Consider the following 16,331-nt stretch of genomic DNA (forward strand, 5'->3'; position numbering starts at 1 on the left):
CTCCAGAGACCAATTAGCGCTGAATAGACCCGTCCTGCGCCAACCGCTCACGCAGGCTCTTCGGACGTATGTCTGCCCAATTCTGCTCAATGAACTCCAAACATGCAGAACGGTTCGCCTCGCCATAGACGACCTGCCACCCCGCAGGCACATCGGCAAAGCTCGGCCACAGGCTGTGCTGCTCCTCGTCATTGACGAGCACATAGAAGCTGCCGTTGTCGTCGTCGAATGGGTTGATACTCACGTTTCTCCAGGTTGTTCAGCGGACTGCGCAAAGATATCGCAAACATACGGTAGGCCGCACAGGCGAGTTCCCGCTTTTGGTGAAGTCCAATCAGCGGACGGCCGTAGCGAACTCTAGTTAGCTCATTTGTGCAGTTAGCTGAAACTTCATGTTCGTGAGTTTGTGTGAGGTCATACCGATTTGACGTCGCCGTCACACTATTGCGTATTTTCGCAGTTTGTGAGTTTTGTGTGGTCTGGCGGTTGACTAAGGAGATGGACAGTCCCAAATTGTCGTGAATTCATCACAACAGCAAAACCTGACTGAGTTCACGTTTTCCCATGGCCCACGCATCCCGAGTTTCGGCCATTGTCTTTTGGCCGGGCCTTCGAATTAACTATCCGACGATCGCGTGCTGTTTTTGCCAGTTCATACCACCAGCTGGGGCGGATACGTTCGGTTGCTGAATCCACGCCCGCCGCGGCCGTGTCCAGAGGTGTCCAGAGTGCAGACATCCGGGTGATCGTGACATGTGCCGTCGGACGACTGGTTCAGCAACGAATCTTCCCGGCGCCAAAGGTCCTCAGAAACTTAAACTTTGGCCCGTTTTCGCAGCATGGGGATGTGAACGAGCATTCGGCCGACGACTAGCTGCCGGCAATCTCCATGCCGCAGACAGCAATCCCCCGTCATGGGTTCTGCTGCACGTTGACGCAGCGTCAAACCGCTAGGAGCGAGACGGTTCCGAATCGTCCTCCGTCGCCTTCAGCGCCGAGGACCCGGAGGGCATGAGCATCAGGAAGACCGGGACTTTCACGGTGACCCCGCCCGCGACGGGCATCCGGATCGCGAAAGAAACAACTTCCAGCTCGAGGCGTTTACCGCGCTGAGTCTCCATCTCGAGGCGGCCGGGCAGATGCCTGGGCGTTGCCAGCCAGTCGAGGCCGCGTTCGATCGACTCCAGCAGGTTCATGCCGCCACTATACCCACGGACTAGCTGCAGAAACGTTGGACGCGAACGCCCGAACGATCACCTCTGGTCCTAATTTCGCTGTAATGCAGCGGTGTTCGATGACCGACGAGGACGCCCGACATCACGGTTTGGCAAAGGAATACATCCGGTACGCCGATGATCCGCCCGGGCGCAGATCCTCGCACGCCCTTCGGGCCGGCTCGAATTTGCGGGTGAGCCAGCGCAATGGTGCCGGGGTGGCGCGCTCGAAGACGTGCCGCCATTGCGCCAGGTTCTTTTCCATCCCGCGGACCACCTCGGCGTTGATCGTGCGCTGCGTGAGCATCTGCAACGGCGAGGCTGCGAGGTCGTCTTCCCAGGTCGGGAGCTCGGCCACCATGCGGACATCGGTGTAGAGGAAGCGGCCGCCGGGCCGCAGTACCCGGGTCACCTCGTCGAGAAAGCGCGGGAAATGCGGGTACAGGTGCGACGATTCGACGTTGATGACCGCGTCAAACGTCCCGTCGGCAAATGGGAGGTCCTCGGCATCGCCGCGAATGAACTCCAAATCAGGTACGCGGTGGCGCTTTTGGCAAAACGCCACGGCCTCCGGGTTGAGATCCATCCCGGTGTACGATGCCGGACTCAGGGTCCGGGCCAGATAGGAAGCACCGCCGCCATGACCACACCCCACCTCCAGCACTCGCTTCCCGGCGAGGTCCGCCTGGGTCGCGGTCGCGTGGTAGAGCTGGATGAAGTAGCGGTTGGATTCATCTGAATCCGCAAGCGGGACAGCCAGAGCCGGATCTTCCTCATATCCGTAGTTGAGGAACACCACGTCCTCGGATTGGAGCCGGCGGGTGGCATACGGATAGATGAACTTCTGCGCGAACCACACGATCCTGTCGCTCTGATTCTTCACGAACCGGTCGCGTCCGTCCCGAACCGCATCTCTGAGAGCCATACGATCAACTATTGCAAAGAGTTGCGCGGTATGGTCGATTGCGCCGGAACACACCAGGGTTCGCGCTGCCTGCGCCGGATGCGCGCGACAGCTGGTACGGCATCGGAAAGGTTGTGGCCGGATGAAGTTTGCGCTGGCATGCTACGGAACTCGCGGCGACGTCGAGCCCTCCGTGAGCGTCGGGTGCGAACTGCAGCGCCGAGGCCACGACGTCGAGTTGGCCGTGCCGCCTGATCTGATCGAGTTCGCCGAGGCCGCCGGACTCGAGGTGGTCGCTTACGGCCCGGAGTTGAGCGAGTTTCTGCGGGAGGACTTCCTGCGCAACTTCTGGACCCGGTTGATGCGTAACCCGGTCGGCTCGCTGCGCGAGTTGTGGGAGCCCATCGCCCGGTACTGGCCGGAAACCAGCAAGACCTTGATGACGATGGCGCGCGATGCCGATCTGTTGTCGACCGGCCTCAACTACGAACAGCCTGCGGCCAACGTCGCGGAGTACTACGGCATTCCACTGGTCGCGCTGCACCACTTCCCGATGCGCCCCAACGGACGGCTGGTTCCCACGCTGCCGGCGCCGGTGGTACGGGCGGGGGGCAGCATTTCCGAATGGCTGATGTGGCGTTCCACCAGGGCCGCCGACGACACGCAGCGGCGCGAGCTCGGGTTGCCCCGTTCCACGAGCCCGTCGCCTCGGCGGATGGCCGAACGTGGCGCACTCGAGATCCAGGCATACGACGAGGTCGCGGTTCCCGGGTTGGCGGCCGAGTGGGCGAAATTCGGCGATCGCCGTCCGTTCGTCGGCGCACTGACGATGGAGCTGACGACTGCGGCCAACGAGGAAGTGACCTCCTGGATCGCCGGTGGCGCACCCCCGGTCTGCTTTGCGACGGGCAGCATCCCGCTCGAATCACCCGCGGCGACAATGGAAATGATCAGAGAGGCGTGTGCCCAGCTGGGGGAGCGGGCCCTGATCTGTGCCGGTGGGACGGACTTCGGCGACACCTCGGAGTGGACCGACGTGAAGGTGGTCGGCGCGGTGAACTATGCCGAGGTGTTTCCCGCCTGCCGGGCAGTGGTTCACCACGGCGGCTCGGGCACCACTGCGGCCGGCTTACGCGCCGGGATCCCGACGCTGATCTTGTGGAGCACGGCCGATCAGCCGTACTGGGGTAATCAGGTCAGACGAATGAAGGTTGGTACCGCGCGGCGTATCTCGGCGACTGACCAGCGGACGCTGGTATCGGATCTGCGAACGATCCTGGACCCGCAATACGCCGTCCGGGCCCGGGATCTCGCCACCCGGATGACCAGTCCCGGCGAGAGCGTCACGCGCGCCGCGGACCTGTTCGAAAAGGAGGCCCTGCATCGGCGCCGCTGAGCGTCGAGTCCGTGTTACCTTCCCAAAAGGGGACTTCTCAAGTCCGGGAACGTCATAGGCTTGTGGCGAGAAGACATTCCGGGACGCGGAACGCGCCGATGACTTCGGCGGGGCTTATAGGGGGCTGCGTTGACCACATACGAATGCCGTATCTGCGGTGGCGACCTGAACGAGGTCCTCGATCTCGGCCGGCAACCCGTCTCCAACGCCTTCACCCGACGTGAAAACGCCGAGCGGGTACCCACTTTTCGCCTGGCAGTGGGGATCTGCTCCGGATGCTCGATGGTGCAGCAACTCGAGACAGTGCCACCCAATGCGATGTACCGCGCCGACTACCCATACCGGGCTTCTGGGTCCATGCTGATCAGCCGCCACTTCGAGGAAGTCGCCCGGCACATCATCGAAACCTCACTGCACGGCCCGGACGGATTCGTCGTCGAGATCGGCAGCAACGACGGCGTCATGCTCAAGACGCTCAGCGCCGCAGGCGTCCGACATCTCGGGGTTGACCCGGCAGCCAGCGCGGGAGAAGTGGCGCGGGCTCACGGCGTGAATGTTCGGACCGACTTCTTCAACGAATCGACGGCCAAGGACATCCTGGACGAGCACGGGCCCGCGAACCTCATCTTCTCGGCGAACACGTTCAGCCACATCACCCGACTGGACTCGATTCTGCGTGGCGTCGACCTCCTGCTGGCTCCCGACGGCCTTTTTGTCTTCGAGGACCGCTCGCTGGCGGATATTCTCCGGCACAACTACTTTGACCAGATCTACGACGAGCACATCTATCTGTTTTCGGTCACCTCGGTGAAAATGATGGCGGCGCACTTCGGCTTTGAACTGGTCGACGCGGAGCACCTCCCGCTGCACGGTGGGTCGATCCGCTACACCTTGGCCCGCGCCGGCAGTCGTCCGCCGACCGGTGCCGTGGCCGAATTCCTCGCCATGGAGAAGGCCGAGGGGATCGCCGAACCCGCGACCTTCGAACGGTTCGCCGGCCAAATCGGCACGATCAAGACAGACCTGGTCGCGCTGCTGCAGCAGTTGCATTCCGAGGGGCACAGTGTGGTCGGCTACGGCGCCACCTCACGTAGCGCAACCGTGCTCAACTACTGCGGGATCGGACCGGATCTGCTTCCCATGGTGTGTGATTCGACCCCCGAGAAGCAGGGCACGGTCACTCCCGGCTCACTGATCCCCGTGTGCGCGCCGGACACCTTCTCCAAGCCTTTTCCCGATTACGCGTTGCTGTTCGCGTGGAACCACGCCGAGGAGATCATGGGCAAGGAGCGTCAGTTTGCCCAACAAGGTGGTCGCTGGATCGTGTATGTGCCGCAGGTTCGGTTGGTGTGACCGGTGCCGTGGGCGGCTTGATCAGTACGCCCTGGCCGGTCGGCAGGGCACAGATCACCACACCCAACTCCCGGGCCACCTCGTCCATCGCAATGCGCTGTTCGTCGCGTCCCCGGTTGGCGTAGTCGTCCAGTAACACCATGGCTCCCGGCGACAACCGGGGCCAGAAGTACCGCAGCGTGGCCACTTCCGGTGAAGCACAATTCATGTCGATGTGCAGGAACGCCACCGCGGCGGTATCGACCTGCTGCAACGTCTCGGGGACAGCGCCCACGATGATCCGCTGATTGGTCCATTCGGCGAAGTTGGCTCGGACGACGTCCACCGAGTTGCCATAGATGCCGAAGTCGAGCGCGGCCTGGTTCTTCACCAGCGCTCCAGCCCCCCGCTCCTGTTCGGAAACGAACCGCGGATCCATCCCGGCGAAGGTATCCAGGAGGTAGAACGTCTTACCAAGCGTGTCCCAGTTCAGGTACTCCATGATGGCGCTGCTCAGGAATCCGTGGCTGACGCCGCACTCGACGAAGTCGCCCTCGACCTTGCTCGCGGTGGCCGCCGCCCACAGACCGACATGAACCCGCCAGTGCCAATGGTGAATATCTTCGCCGCCCAGCGCACGCACGCCGCGCTGGTAGGCGCGCTGAAAATGGGGATCGTCCATGAACGCATAGCTGTTGAAACAGATCAACGCGTCATTGGAATAGACATCTGGCAAAAACGTCCGGGGAAACCAGTACGCGGTACGCAGGCCGGCCCAGGCGACCCGGAACTTCAGTGGCCATTTCTTTGCCATGAGACGACCATAGCACCCCCGTCGCAGTACCTGGCGCGGCAAAATGCGCCGATAAGGTTTGCGGCACAGCGACTTCGCCTGCATGCCACGGATGGACCCGCACCGCCTCGGCCGCCGCAGCCACACAGCGTTCGGTAACTGGAGAAGGTCAGTTCGGCGGCTTGAGGATCAGGCCTTGACCGGTCGGCAAGGCACAGACCAGCACGCCCAGCTCTCGAGCCACCTCGTCCATCGCGATGCGCTGTTCATCGCGTCCCCGGTTGGCATAGTCGTCGAGCAGTACGATGGCCCCGGGTGAGAGTCGGGGCCAGAAGTACCGCAGTGCCGCGACTTCCGGTGGAGCGCAGTTCATGTCGATGTGCAGGAACGCGATCGTATCCGCATCCACCTGGTCGAGAGTCTCCGGAACGGCGCCCACGATGATGCGCTGATTCTTCCACTCGGCGAAGTTTCTGCGGACTCCGTCCACCGAGCTGCCGTACATGCCGTTACGGACATGCTCGTCGCTTCTCTCCAACGCCCCGGCCGCCTTTTCGCTGGCCGTGACATAGCGAGGATCGAGCCCGGCAAACGTATCGAGCAGGTAGAACGTCTTCCCCAGCCGGTCCCAGTCCAGGTATTCCATGATCGCGCTGCTCAGAAAGCCGTAGCTGACCCCACACTCGACAAAATCGCCCTCGAGCTTGCTGGCACTGGAAGCCGCCCACAACCCCACATGGACGCGCCAGTGCCACTGGTACCAGTCCATGCCGTTGAGGGCGCGGGCGCCGCGTTGGTAGGCGCGCTGAAAGTCGGGTTCGTCCATGAACGCGTAGCTGTTGAAACAGATCAACGCATCATTGGAGTAGACGTTCGGCAGTAGTTTGCGCGCAAGCCAGTACTCCGCGCGCACCGCCTTCAACCAGAAGCGGGTGGGGAGTGTCAGCCCTTTAGCCACGAACGCAACCTTAGCATCGGCGGGTTCTGCGCAAGCCATGAAGCGATCCGCCACGCAGATTCCGGGTTCTGATGGAATGTGCTGTTGCACAATCTATTTGAGCCTTCGCAATGCGGAGCTGTGGCGCACTCAACGTGCCTCACCTCGCCTTTGCCCCGCGAACAGCGGACTTGGCAAACATCACCGTCACCGGTCAGGCGAACGACCGGGCCCGGGCGAAACTCTCCACCAGGTCGGCAGTTTTTGCCACACTCTCGGCGGCCGGCGTCATGCGAACCGCAACCTCGCGGGCTCGCGCCGCGCATTCCGGGGCCAGAACCTTCCGTAGGTCAGAAACCAAGGTTTCCTTCGTGGTGCTCGAAAAGCTGCGAACCGCACCGACGTTCAGGAGCTTCACCCGGGAGGCCCACACCGGTTGTGCGCCATCGATCCACAGTACGAGGGTCGGCACGCCGGCGCGCAGACTTGCCGCCAGGGTGCCGGCTCCGCCGTGGTGAACCGCAGCGCGGCAAGCCGAGAACACCGCCGCATAGTTCACCGCCCCGACCACCTTGACATGTTCGTATTGCGGGACATCACTGTAATCGCTCCAGCCCGAGCAGATCAGTGCCCGCTGTCCGAGCTCGGCACAGGCCGACGCGATCATTTCGACTGTGGCAGACGGCGAGTGGACCGGCATACTGCCGAAACCGAAACAGATCGGCGGGGTCCCTTGAGCGATCCACGACGAGACCTCTTCGTCGGCCTCGGTCGAGAGTTCCAGGGTCAGCGTTCCGACGAATGGCCGCTGATCGCGCCAGCGCGCCCATTCCTCGGCCAATCCGGGGAAGCAGACCTCGTCGTATCCCTGGATCTCCAAGGCCCCACGCGCGGCAATTCGCCGAGACACCGGGCCGGTGGCCTTCGGCAGGCCAAGGTCCCGACGCTGTGCGTCTTCGACCTTCTTGTTCAGCCGCCAGCCGAGCCAGTCGTACGTCCACATCACCGCACGCGCCAGCGGCGCCGGAAGGCGGGACAACAGTTGGCCGTTGACCCGCACCGGCGTGTTGTGCAATGTGGCGAACGGAATCCCATGGAATTCGGCCACATTGGCCGCCGGTTCTTGATAGCTCTGGCCGACGAACAGAACGTCCGCGTCCTCGGCGAGCGACACCAGCCCGGCACTCATCTGAGTCCAGGCCTGATCGCTGAGCGTCCACATCTCACGCCACAGCCGCCGCAGTTCCCGCACATTCCAGAACCGGTGGAAGAAGCAGGTCCAGAAATCCCGATACACGCCCAGCCACAGTTGGGTGTTCAAGCCGTACGGAACGGCGTTCAGGCCCGCATCCTCGGCGAAACCCACCAGATCGGGGGGTACGGCGACACGCACGTCGTGCCCTCTGCGCGCCAATTCACGACCGGCGGCCACGGTGGGCTCGAGATCGCCCCGAGTTCCGTAGGCGGCCAGAACGAGTTTCATTGCGGTTCTTGCCTTTCAGTGAGCAACCGGGGACAGTGGGGCCGCTCGATGAACCGAGCTGCCCTGCCACCGCACCGTCACTCCTTGCGCCAGAGCACACCGGTTCCGTCGATGTTCACGATAGGAGCCGAAATCCCGTGCTTGGACCGGTAATCGGTGACCGCCTTCCGGCAGGCTTCGATTGCGTGGTAGTCGTCGATGATGCAGAAGCCACCTGGAGAGAGCCGGTCGTAGAGACCATCCAGCCCTTGGATCGTGGATTCGTAGAGGTCACCGTCGAGCCGCAGAACCGAGATCCGTTCGATCGGTGCATCGTGCAGGGTGTCCTTGAACCATCCCGCCACCACCCGGACCCGGTCGTCCAGCAGACCGTACCGCCGGAAGTTCGCCCGGACGTCCTGCTCCGACACGGCCAGGATGGGCGCGGCGAGATGCAGCCGATCGCCCTTGTCTGCCTTGTAGTTCGCCGCGTCAGGCGGCGGCACACCCTCGAATGAGTCGCAGAGCCAGACGTTTCGCGTCTCGTCACCGTAGGCAGCCAGCACGGCGCGCATCAGGATGGACGCGCCACCGCGCCACACCCCGCACTCGACCAGGTCTCCGGGGATGTCGTCGGCGATCACCGTTTCGACACATTCCTGGAGGCTGGTGAGCCGCTTCATCCCGATCATGGTCAGCGCCTCTGCCGGCCAGTCCAAGCCGAGGTCGCGCTTCCGCTGATCGAACGGACGCTTCCGGACCAGCATGACATTGCCGATCTTGAAAACCGGGCGGTGCAACCAGTTCCAGCCCACCGGTACTAATTCGTCGACCCCGTACCTGGTGAGGTCCTGGCGGAGCAGGTCCAGATAGGCAGACCGGGTGTCGTGATCCGTCACGGTCAAAAAACTGCCCCCTAACTCGGATGCGGGTTCGGTGTCGAGCCTAGCCGCAGGTGTCGTTCCTCAACGCATTTCCGTTGGAACGACCGGTGTTACAACTCTAATGCCTGAGCAAACCTCGGTCGAGTTCCGCACGGAAATGCAGAAAAGGCTAATCCGCGTGTTCCCGATAGCGCCTGAGTAATGTGGGCAGATGCTGATTTGACGCCGGTGCGGCAAACAAAACCGGTTGTGCGCTGCAGTTCAAGATCTCAACGAAAGACAGCGCGGGACAGCCTCTTCGGCTCGGCGGCACGGTGTATCACGACCACGGAATCCACCACCTCGATGCGGTCGATGATGGTCGCGGCAAACGGCACGTCGAGTTTTGCGAGCCGCTTCGGGTGCCCTTCCATGAATTGGAAAACGGATTTCGTCCGCGCGTACGGGGCATGGATCGCATCCATCAACCACTTGGTGAAGTCGATGAACGATTCAGGCTGGTCGCGGTATGACGTCCAGTAGTTGGCGCATACGTCCTCCACCAGATAGACACCGCCCGGCTTGAGCCGCGGGAACAGGTACTTGAACGACCCGATCATCTGCTTGGCGGTGTGACCACCGTCGTCGAGCACCGTGTCGAAAGGCCCGAACTCGTCGAGCACGCGTTGCAGGAATGCCGTGTCCGTCTGATCGCCGATCCGGACGTGGATGTCGTTGCCCGGCGAGTCGTACTGTGCGGCTTTGGGACTGATGTCGAGTCCCACGATCGTGGCCTTGGGCAGATAGTTGCGCCACATCTGCAGCGAGCCGCCCCGGTCCACCCCGATCTCGAGCAGGCGTTCGGTCTGGGTCATGGCCGACTGGTAGACGCCCAGATAGTGCCGCAGCTTGTGGATGTTGTGGGCGTTGTCGAAGATCTGGCTGATCTCGCTGTCCGGTGGCGGAGCGTCATCGGCATGCATCGTCACCGTCCGGGCCAGATCCGGACCCAACGCATTGCGCATTCGCTGCCAGTCCTTGTACGGGTAACGCCGCACGATGAACGGTGGTCGCTGCTGTAATGCCAAGCGGAACATACGCATCCCCTAAGACGCCTGCGAATCGGTCAATGTGTCGCGGGGCGGCAAAAGTGGTTGAGTCACCATCCGGCAAGGGTACCGGCGGATCAGATCTCCTACCGCAAGTCGTAAAACATGACGAATCAGCGCGAGGGCAATCCCTCGATGAGATCGGCCGCCTTCATGATGCTGTCCGCCGGTGGCGTCATGTCGGCGGCCAGCGCGCGCGCCCGGGCCGCATATTGCGGGGTGAGTATCCGGCGCAGGTCGGCGACCAGAGTTTCCGTGGTGGTCGTCGAAATACTCCGGGCAGTACCCACTTTCAGACGCTTGAGCTGGTTGCCCCACAGTGGTTGATCACCTACCGACCACAAGATCAAGGTCGGTGTGCCGCAGCGCAGGCTGGCGGCGGTCGTTCCGGAACCGCCGTGGTGCACCGCGGCACGACTTGCCGAGAACACCTTCGCGTAGTTGACGACGCCCGCCACCTTTACATGATCGGGAACCGGGATGCCGCTGAGGTCTGTCCCGCCGGCGCAGATCAGGGCGCGTTCACCGAGTTCGGCGCACGCCCCACTGATCATTGCGACGGTCTCGGTCGGAGATTCCACCGGGATGCTGCCGAACGCGAAGCAGACCGGAGCTGAACCGGCCGCGATCCAGTTCTCGATCTCTTCGTCCGCACCAGTCGCCAACTGCAGCGTGAGGGCACCCACAAACGGCCGCCGGTCATTGCGTTTGGACCACTCCGCGGCCAGCCCGGGAACACACACTTCGTCGTAGGCCTGGATCTCCAGGGCGCCGCGTTGCGCCATCCGCACCGGAGCGGGACCGGTGCCGGGGGGCAGGCCGAGCTCGGCCCGCTGGGCGTCCTCGTACTTCCTTGTGAGCCGCCAGGCCAACCAGTCGTAGGCGATCATCCCGGCCCTGGTCACCGGAGCCGGCACCAGCGGGAAGAGCTGTCCGTTGGGCCGCCACGGCATGGTGTGCAGGGTGACCAGCGGAATGCCGTAGTACTCGGCGACATTGGCTGCGGGTTGCTCATATCCGACCGCGGTCGACAACACGTCGGCGCCGTCTGCGAACTCCAGCAGAGTCCGGCTCAACTCGGCCCACTGTTGGGTGACGGTACCCAGCGCCTCCCGGCACAGGGCCACCAGCTCCTGGACGTGCCAGAAATGCTTGGCCCACGAGGTCCACAGGTCGCGGTAACCATCCAATTGCGGTTCCACCGCCGGGCCGTATTCGACCACCTGCAGTCCCGCTTTTTCGGCGAATCCCACGAGGTCCGGCGGGACAGCCATCTTGACCTCGTGCCCTCTGCGCAGCAGTTCCTGACCCACCGCGACCGAAGGCTCGATGTCGCCGCGGGTCCCGTAGCTCGCCAATGCAATTCTCATGACAGATGCACACCCCCAACCGCTTGCACCTTAACCGCCGATCATGAAACTTGTTGCGTCGAATTGGTCTTTGGCGGTTCCGATGAAGAATTGCGGTGCGCTCGCCGCCGCGCCCTGAACCGGCGTGGTGAAATGCGGCAAATCAGTTCCCGGAATACGTGGCCGCCGTTCCCTGTATTGACACCCGGCCGAATCGGCACCGGCAAATTCGGGCCGGCCGCACCCGCCGCCGCCGCGTTTCGCCTCCGACGATTCCTCTGCTCGCGCCCGGTTTTCACACCGTTCAGAGGGCTCCGGTCACCGCCGATCCGGGTCCATTGACCGGTTAGGCTCGATAAGGTGGCATGCGTGTTTCGCCCCGACGCGGCAGAAAACGTCTACGCCGCCACCACAGTCAACAAGGCCGAGTCTTCCGAGGGGTAGGGCAGATGCGCGGAATCATTCTCGCCGGCGGTTCAGGCACCCGATTGCATCCGATCACCATGGGTGTCAGCAAGCAGTTGCTCCCGGTCTATGACAAGCCGCTGGTGTACTACCCGCTGTCCACCCTGATCATGGCCGGCATCAGGGACATCCTGGTGATCACCACCCGGGCCGATGCGCCCGCTTTCGAACGCCTGCTCGGGGATGGCTCGGCCTTCGGTGTGAATCTTCGGTACGCGGTGCAGGATTCGCCCGAGGGACTGGCGCAGGCGTTCGTGATCGGCGCCGACCATATCGGCACCGACACCGTCGCCCTGGCCTTGGGCGACAACGTGTTCTACGGACCGCGACTGGGCACCAGCCTACAGCGCTTCCAACATGTCAGTGGTGGCGCCATTTTCGCCTACTGGGTGGCCAACCCGTCCGCCTACGGGGTGGTGGAGTTCGCCGCGGACGGCACCGCCTTGTCGCTCGAGGAGAAGCCGGCCACTCCGAAATCGCACTACGCCGTCCCCGGCCTGTACTTCTACGACAACAACGTCGTCGAGATCGCCCGGTCGTTGCGCAAATCGGCGCGGGGCGAGTACGAGATCACCGAGGTCAACCAGACCTATCTGGATCTGGGGCAGCTTTCGGTCGAGGTTCTTCCGCGAGGTACGGCGTGGCTCGATACCGGCACCTTCGATTCGCTGCTCGACGCCAGCGACTACGTCCGCACCATCGAACGCCGTCAGGGCCTCAAGATCGGTGTGCCCGAAGAGATTGCCTGGCGCGCCGGTTTCATCAACGACGACCAATTGGAGGCGCGGGCCAAGGAACTGCTGAAATCAGGTTATGGCTCTTATCTGCTGGAACTGTTGCAGCGCAAATAGCCGGCAATTTTTCCGGCCTCAGCAACTTCTCGCGCCGTCGGAATCAGCCAGTTGTACAGGCTAATCGTCAGCAAATTGCAGTTGCGGGAAAGATGACGACGCACGACCGGCGAATTGTCCTGTAACACCAGGCAATACGCAATGGATAAGTGTGGTAGACCGGCATAAGGTTTGAGTTTGGGTCTTCGTGGCTAATCCAGCGTCGACTCAGACCCGCCGGGCTCTCAACTCCATACATCCGAGTGGGTACCACCAGGAGGGAAACATGAAGCTTCCGTACACCAAACTCGCCGTCGCCGCGGCCGGGGTGGCCATGGCATTGTCGGCCGGCGCCGGCTTGGCCTCTGCAGAGCCCGACCTCGGTCCCATGGTGGATTCGCCGTGTACCTATGACCAGGCGATGAAGGCGGTACATGCCGAAAATCCGATGGCGGCACAGTATCTGGACCAATCCCCGCCGAACCAGCAGTTCCTCCGGGTGTTCTTGAGCTCGCCTCGCGATGAGCGGGTGAACCTGCTGAACAAGATCAAGGGCAACCCCGGCGTCGATCAGGCCCTCCCGGTCTTCACCCAGATGATGACCAGTTGCACCAAATACTGACCCGTTGATCGAGCGGCCACTGCCGCAGCTTTCTACCCCTGGGTCGTGGCGATCGCCACGAACAACCCAGGGGTAGAAATCGTTTACGCCCTCTTGGAAGAGTGTCTGAGGCGGTTTCCCGCTATTCGATCCTCTTGATCGGCTGCGTCGTCGCGGCATCGAAATGTGGCTCACCGAGCAGTGAGCGGACCAGCGGACGCGGCCCGTACGGGCGCAGCAGGGTACTGGCCGGGCGCGGACGCACCCGTTGCGGCCACCAGAACCATCGACCCAGCAGCGCCGCGAGTGAGGGGGTCATGAACGACCGGACGATCATCGTGTCGAACAGCAGACCCAAACCGATCGTCGTACCGATCTGGCCGATGATGCGCAGATCGCTGACTGCCATTGCGGCCATGGTGCACGCGAAGACGAAGCCGGCCGACGTCACCACCTTGCCGGTGCCGCCCATGGCTCGGATGATGCCGGTGTTGATGCCGGCTCCGATCTCTTCCTTCATCCGGGACACCAGTAGCAGGTTGTAGTCCGATCCGACCGCCAGCAGGATGATCACCGACATCGCCAGCACCATCCAGTGCAAAGAGATACCGAGGATGTACTGCCACAACAACACTGACAGCCCGAACGACGCGCCCAGCGACAACACCACCGTGCCGACGATCGACAGCGCTGCGATGAAGCTGCGGGTGATCATCAACATGATGAGGAACACGAGGCAGATCGCGGCGATCCCGGCGATCCACAGGTCGTACTTCGACCCCTCTTGCCAGTCCTTTGCCGTCGCCGCACCGCCGGCGATGAAGATCTTTCCGTTCACCAGCGGGGTGCCCTTGAGCGATTCCTCCGCCGCGGTCCGGATCTGATCGATCCGTTTGATCCCCTCTGGTGACTGCGGGTCACCGTTGTGGGAGATGATGTACCGCACCGACTTTCCGTCCGGTGAGATGAATGACTTCATCGCCTTCTTGAAGTCCGGATTGTCGAAGACCTCTGGTGGCAAGAAGAACGAATCGTCGTTCTTGGCCGCGTCGAACGCCTGTCCCATGGCGCTGACGTCCTTGGTGGTCTCGTCCATCTGGGCCATCAGACCCGACATCGTGGTGTGAGTGGTCAGCGACATCACGCGCATCTTCTTCATGAGCGCGATCATCTGCGGAAACTGGACCAGCAGCTGGGGCATGATCGCGTCCAGCTTGTCCATGTCCTTGACGAGGATCTCCAGCGTGTCGTCGAGTTTGTCCACGCCGTCCATCGCGTCGAAGATCGATCGGATCGACCAGCAGATGGGGATGTTGAAGCAGTGCGGTTCCCAGTAGAAGTAGTTGCGGATCGGGCGGAACATGTCGTCGAAAATCGAGATGCTGCCCCGTAGTTCCTTGGTGACTTCTTGCATCTCGTGAGTCCGCTCGACCATATCGTGCGTGGTCGCCGCCATCTCGGTCATCACCTTGAAGGTGTGTTCCATCGAGTCGATCATGACCTGCATGTCGGCGGCTTGCTTGAGCATGTCGTCGATGCGGGCCCGCTGGAACTCCGTGGCCTGCACCTGGCCGGCGCTCTGCAGGCTGAGCATGAACGGGATCGAGGTGTGGTCGATCGGAGTGCCCTCCGGCCGGGTGATGCCCTGAACCCGAGAAACCCCGCGCACCTTGAAGATTGCCTTGGCCAACCTGTTCAGCGTGATGAAATCCGTCGGGTTCCGCAGATCGTGGTCGGCCTCGACCATCAGGATCTCCGGGGTGATCCGGGACTGGGAAAAGTGCCGCTCGGCAGCAGCGAATCCCATGTTGGCCGGGATGTCACCGGGGATGTAGAGCCTGTCGTTGTAGCTGGTCTTGTAGCCGGGCAGCGCCAGCAGTCCGACCAGTGCGACGGCCAGCGACGCCACCAGGATCGGTCCCGGCCAGCGCACGACTGCGGTACCGATACCTCGCCACCGCCCGGTCCGCATCTCGCGCTTCGGATCGAGTAATCCGAACCGGCTGGCCACCACGACGCCGGCCGGAACGACCGTCACAGCAGCGGCGACCGCGACGAACATGCCGATGGCGCATGGAACACCCATCGAGTGGAAGTACGGCAATCGGGTGAAGGTCAGACACAGGATCGCGCCGGCGATGGTCAAACCGGAAGCCAGCACCACCGGCGCCACACCGCGGTACATGCTGTAGTACGCCTGCACCCGGTCCTCGCCGAGCTGGCGCGCCTCCTGATATCGACCGAAAAAGAAGATGCCGTAGTCGGTTCCGGCCGCGATGGCCAAGAACACGAGCATGTTGACCGCGAAAGTGGACAGCACGAACACCTGGTTGGCGCCGAGGAACGCCACCACGGCGCGGGCCGCCGCCAATTCGATACCCACCATGATCAACAGCAGAATGACCGTGGCCACCGACCGGTACACCATGAACAGCAGGATGAAGATGATCACGACGGTCACCGCGGTGATCTTCAAGATGGACCGGTTTCCGATGTGCTGCATGTCGGAAGCCAGTGGCGCAGCGCCAGATACGTAGACGTGAAGCCCCGCCGGCGGGTTGGACCGCTCGACGATGTCGCGCACGGCAGCCACAGATTGATCACCCAGCGGGGTGCCCTGGTCACCGGCGAGGTTCAGCTGGACGTACGTGGCCTTGCCGTCAGAGCTCGTCACGCTCGACGACGTGAGGCGATCCCCCCACAAATCCTGTACGTGCTCAACGTGTTCGGGGTCATCGCGCAGCTCGGCGATCAGTTTGGCGTAGTACGCGTGTACGTCCGCACCGAGCGGCTGGTCGCCCTCGAGCACGATCATCGCGAAGCTGTCCGAATTGGATTCTTCGAAGTTGTGCCCGATGCGTTTCATCGCCTGAGCCGAGGGGGCGTCCTTGGGCATCAAGGACACCGCGTTCTGCTCGGCGACGTGCTCGAGCGCAGGGATGGCCGACTTCCACTGCCCGCCAACCGAGGCCAGGGTCAAGACCACGATCAGCACCAGCCACGCCAGGATGATGATCGGCGAAAGCCAGCGAATTGTCCGCGCGATGAAGGGCGGCCGAGGTTGCTCGCTCATCCG

13 protein-coding genes and 1 pseudogene are annotated in these 16,331 nt (G+C 62.7%); 4 read left to right on the forward strand and 10 right to left on the reverse strand.

Features of this window, described 5'->3' with window-relative positions; all coding sequences use genetic code 11:
- Positions 1 to 13: 13 nt before the first annotated feature.
- The 3 genes from A5740_RS17200 to mtf2 all read right to left on the reverse strand — a co-directional run bounded on the left by A5740_RS17200 (position 14) and on the right by mtf2 (position 2,139).
- Complete coding sequence (locus tag A5740_RS17200; protein ID WP_067774486.1) at positions 14 to 244, reverse strand: MbtH family protein; 231 nt, start codon at positions 242 to 244, stop codon at positions 14 to 16.
- Positions 245 to 950: 706 nt separating this feature from the next.
- The gene (locus A5740_RS17205; RefSeq protein ID WP_076195851.1) at positions 951 to 1,196 is read right to left on the reverse strand and encodes a hypothetical protein; all 246 of its coding nucleotides are present in this window, start codon (positions 1,194 to 1,196) and stop codon (positions 951 to 953) included.
- Between the two features lie 121 nt (positions 1,197 to 1,317).
- Complete coding sequence (gene mtf2 / locus A5740_RS17210; protein WP_083654200.1) at positions 1,318 to 2,139, reverse strand: fatty-acid O-methyltransferase Mtf2; 822 nt, start codon at positions 2,137 to 2,139, stop codon at positions 1,318 to 1,320.
- 121 nt (positions 2,140 to 2,260) lie between these two features.
- On the opposite strand from mtf2, the gene A5740_RS17215 reads away from it, so the two are divergent.
- Together A5740_RS17215 and A5740_RS17220 are read left to right on the forward strand one after the other, a co-directional pair.
- A complete protein-coding gene (locus tag A5740_RS17215; protein ID WP_076195853.1) occupies positions 2,261 to 3,514 on the forward strand; it encodes a glycosyltransferase in 1,254 nt (417 codons plus the stop codon).
- A gap of 129 nt (positions 3,515 to 3,643) precedes the next feature.
- Complete coding sequence (locus tag A5740_RS17220; protein WP_076195855.1) at positions 3,644 to 4,867, forward strand: class I SAM-dependent methyltransferase; 1,224 nt, start codon at positions 3,644 to 3,646, stop codon at positions 4,865 to 4,867.
- A 10-nt stretch (positions 4,868 to 4,877) separates the two neighbouring features.
- Here A5740_RS17220 and A5740_RS17225 read toward each other — a convergent pair.
- From A5740_RS17225 to A5740_RS17250, 6 genes and pseudogenes are all read right to left on the reverse strand, one after another.
- Positions 4,878 to 5,660 (reverse strand): annotated as a pseudogene (locus A5740_RS17225) (TylF/MycF/NovP-related O-methyltransferase); the annotation flags it as partial.
- A 148-nt stretch (positions 5,661 to 5,808) separates the two neighbouring features.
- Positions 5,809 to 6,597: a class I SAM-dependent methyltransferase gene (locus A5740_RS17230; protein WP_076195857.1), complete on the reverse strand. Its 789-nt coding sequence runs from the start codon at positions 6,595 to 6,597 to the stop codon at positions 5,809 to 5,811.
- A gap of 193 nt (positions 6,598 to 6,790) precedes the next feature.
- Entirely contained in the window at positions 6,791 to 8,059 is a 1,269-nt protein-coding gene (locus tag A5740_RS17235; RefSeq protein ID WP_076195859.1) for a glycosyltransferase, read from the reverse strand.
- Positions 8,060 to 8,136: 77 nt separating this feature from the next.
- Positions 8,137 to 8,937, reverse strand: a complete 801-nt coding sequence (locus tag A5740_RS17240) for a TylF/MycF/NovP-related O-methyltransferase (protein WP_076195861.1) — start codon at positions 8,935 to 8,937, stop codon at positions 8,137 to 8,139.
- Positions 8,938 to 9,191: 254 nt separating this feature from the next.
- Entirely contained in the window at positions 9,192 to 9,926 is a 735-nt protein-coding gene (locus A5740_RS17245) for a class I SAM-dependent methyltransferase (protein WP_076196029.1), read from the reverse strand.
- Positions 9,927 to 10,123: 197 nt separating this feature from the next.
- Entirely contained in the window at positions 10,124 to 11,380 is a 1,257-nt protein-coding gene (locus tag A5740_RS17250; RefSeq protein ID WP_076195862.1) for a glycosyltransferase, read from the reverse strand.
- 428 nt (positions 11,381 to 11,808) lie between these two features.
- On the opposite strand from A5740_RS17250, the gene rfbA reads away from it, so the two are divergent.
- Together rfbA and A5740_RS17260 are read left to right on the forward strand one after the other, a co-directional pair.
- Positions 11,809 to 12,675 carry a glucose-1-phosphate thymidylyltransferase RfbA gene (rfbA, locus tag A5740_RS17255; RefSeq protein WP_076195864.1) on the forward strand — a complete coding sequence of 289 codons (867 nt, stop codon included), beginning with the start codon at positions 11,809 to 11,811 and terminating at the stop codon, positions 12,673 to 12,675.
- Between the two features lie 265 nt (positions 12,676 to 12,940).
- A complete protein-coding gene (locus tag A5740_RS17260; RefSeq protein WP_076195866.1) occupies positions 12,941 to 13,276 on the forward strand; it encodes a hemophore-related protein in 336 nt (111 codons plus the stop codon).
- 121 nt (positions 13,277 to 13,397) lie between these two features.
- Here the strand turns inward: A5740_RS17260 and A5740_RS17265 are convergent, their stop codons facing one another.
- Positions 13,398 to 16,328, reverse strand: coding sequence for an RND family transporter (locus tag A5740_RS17265; protein WP_076195868.1), 2,931 nt, complete (start codon positions 16,326 to 16,328; stop codon positions 13,398 to 13,400).
- Positions 16,329 to 16,331: the final 3 nt, after the last annotated feature.

This window comes from Mycobacterium sp. GA-1841 (assembly GCF_001954135.1).
Taxonomy (GTDB): Bacteria; Actinomycetota; Actinomycetes; order Mycobacteriales; family Mycobacteriaceae; genus Mycobacterium.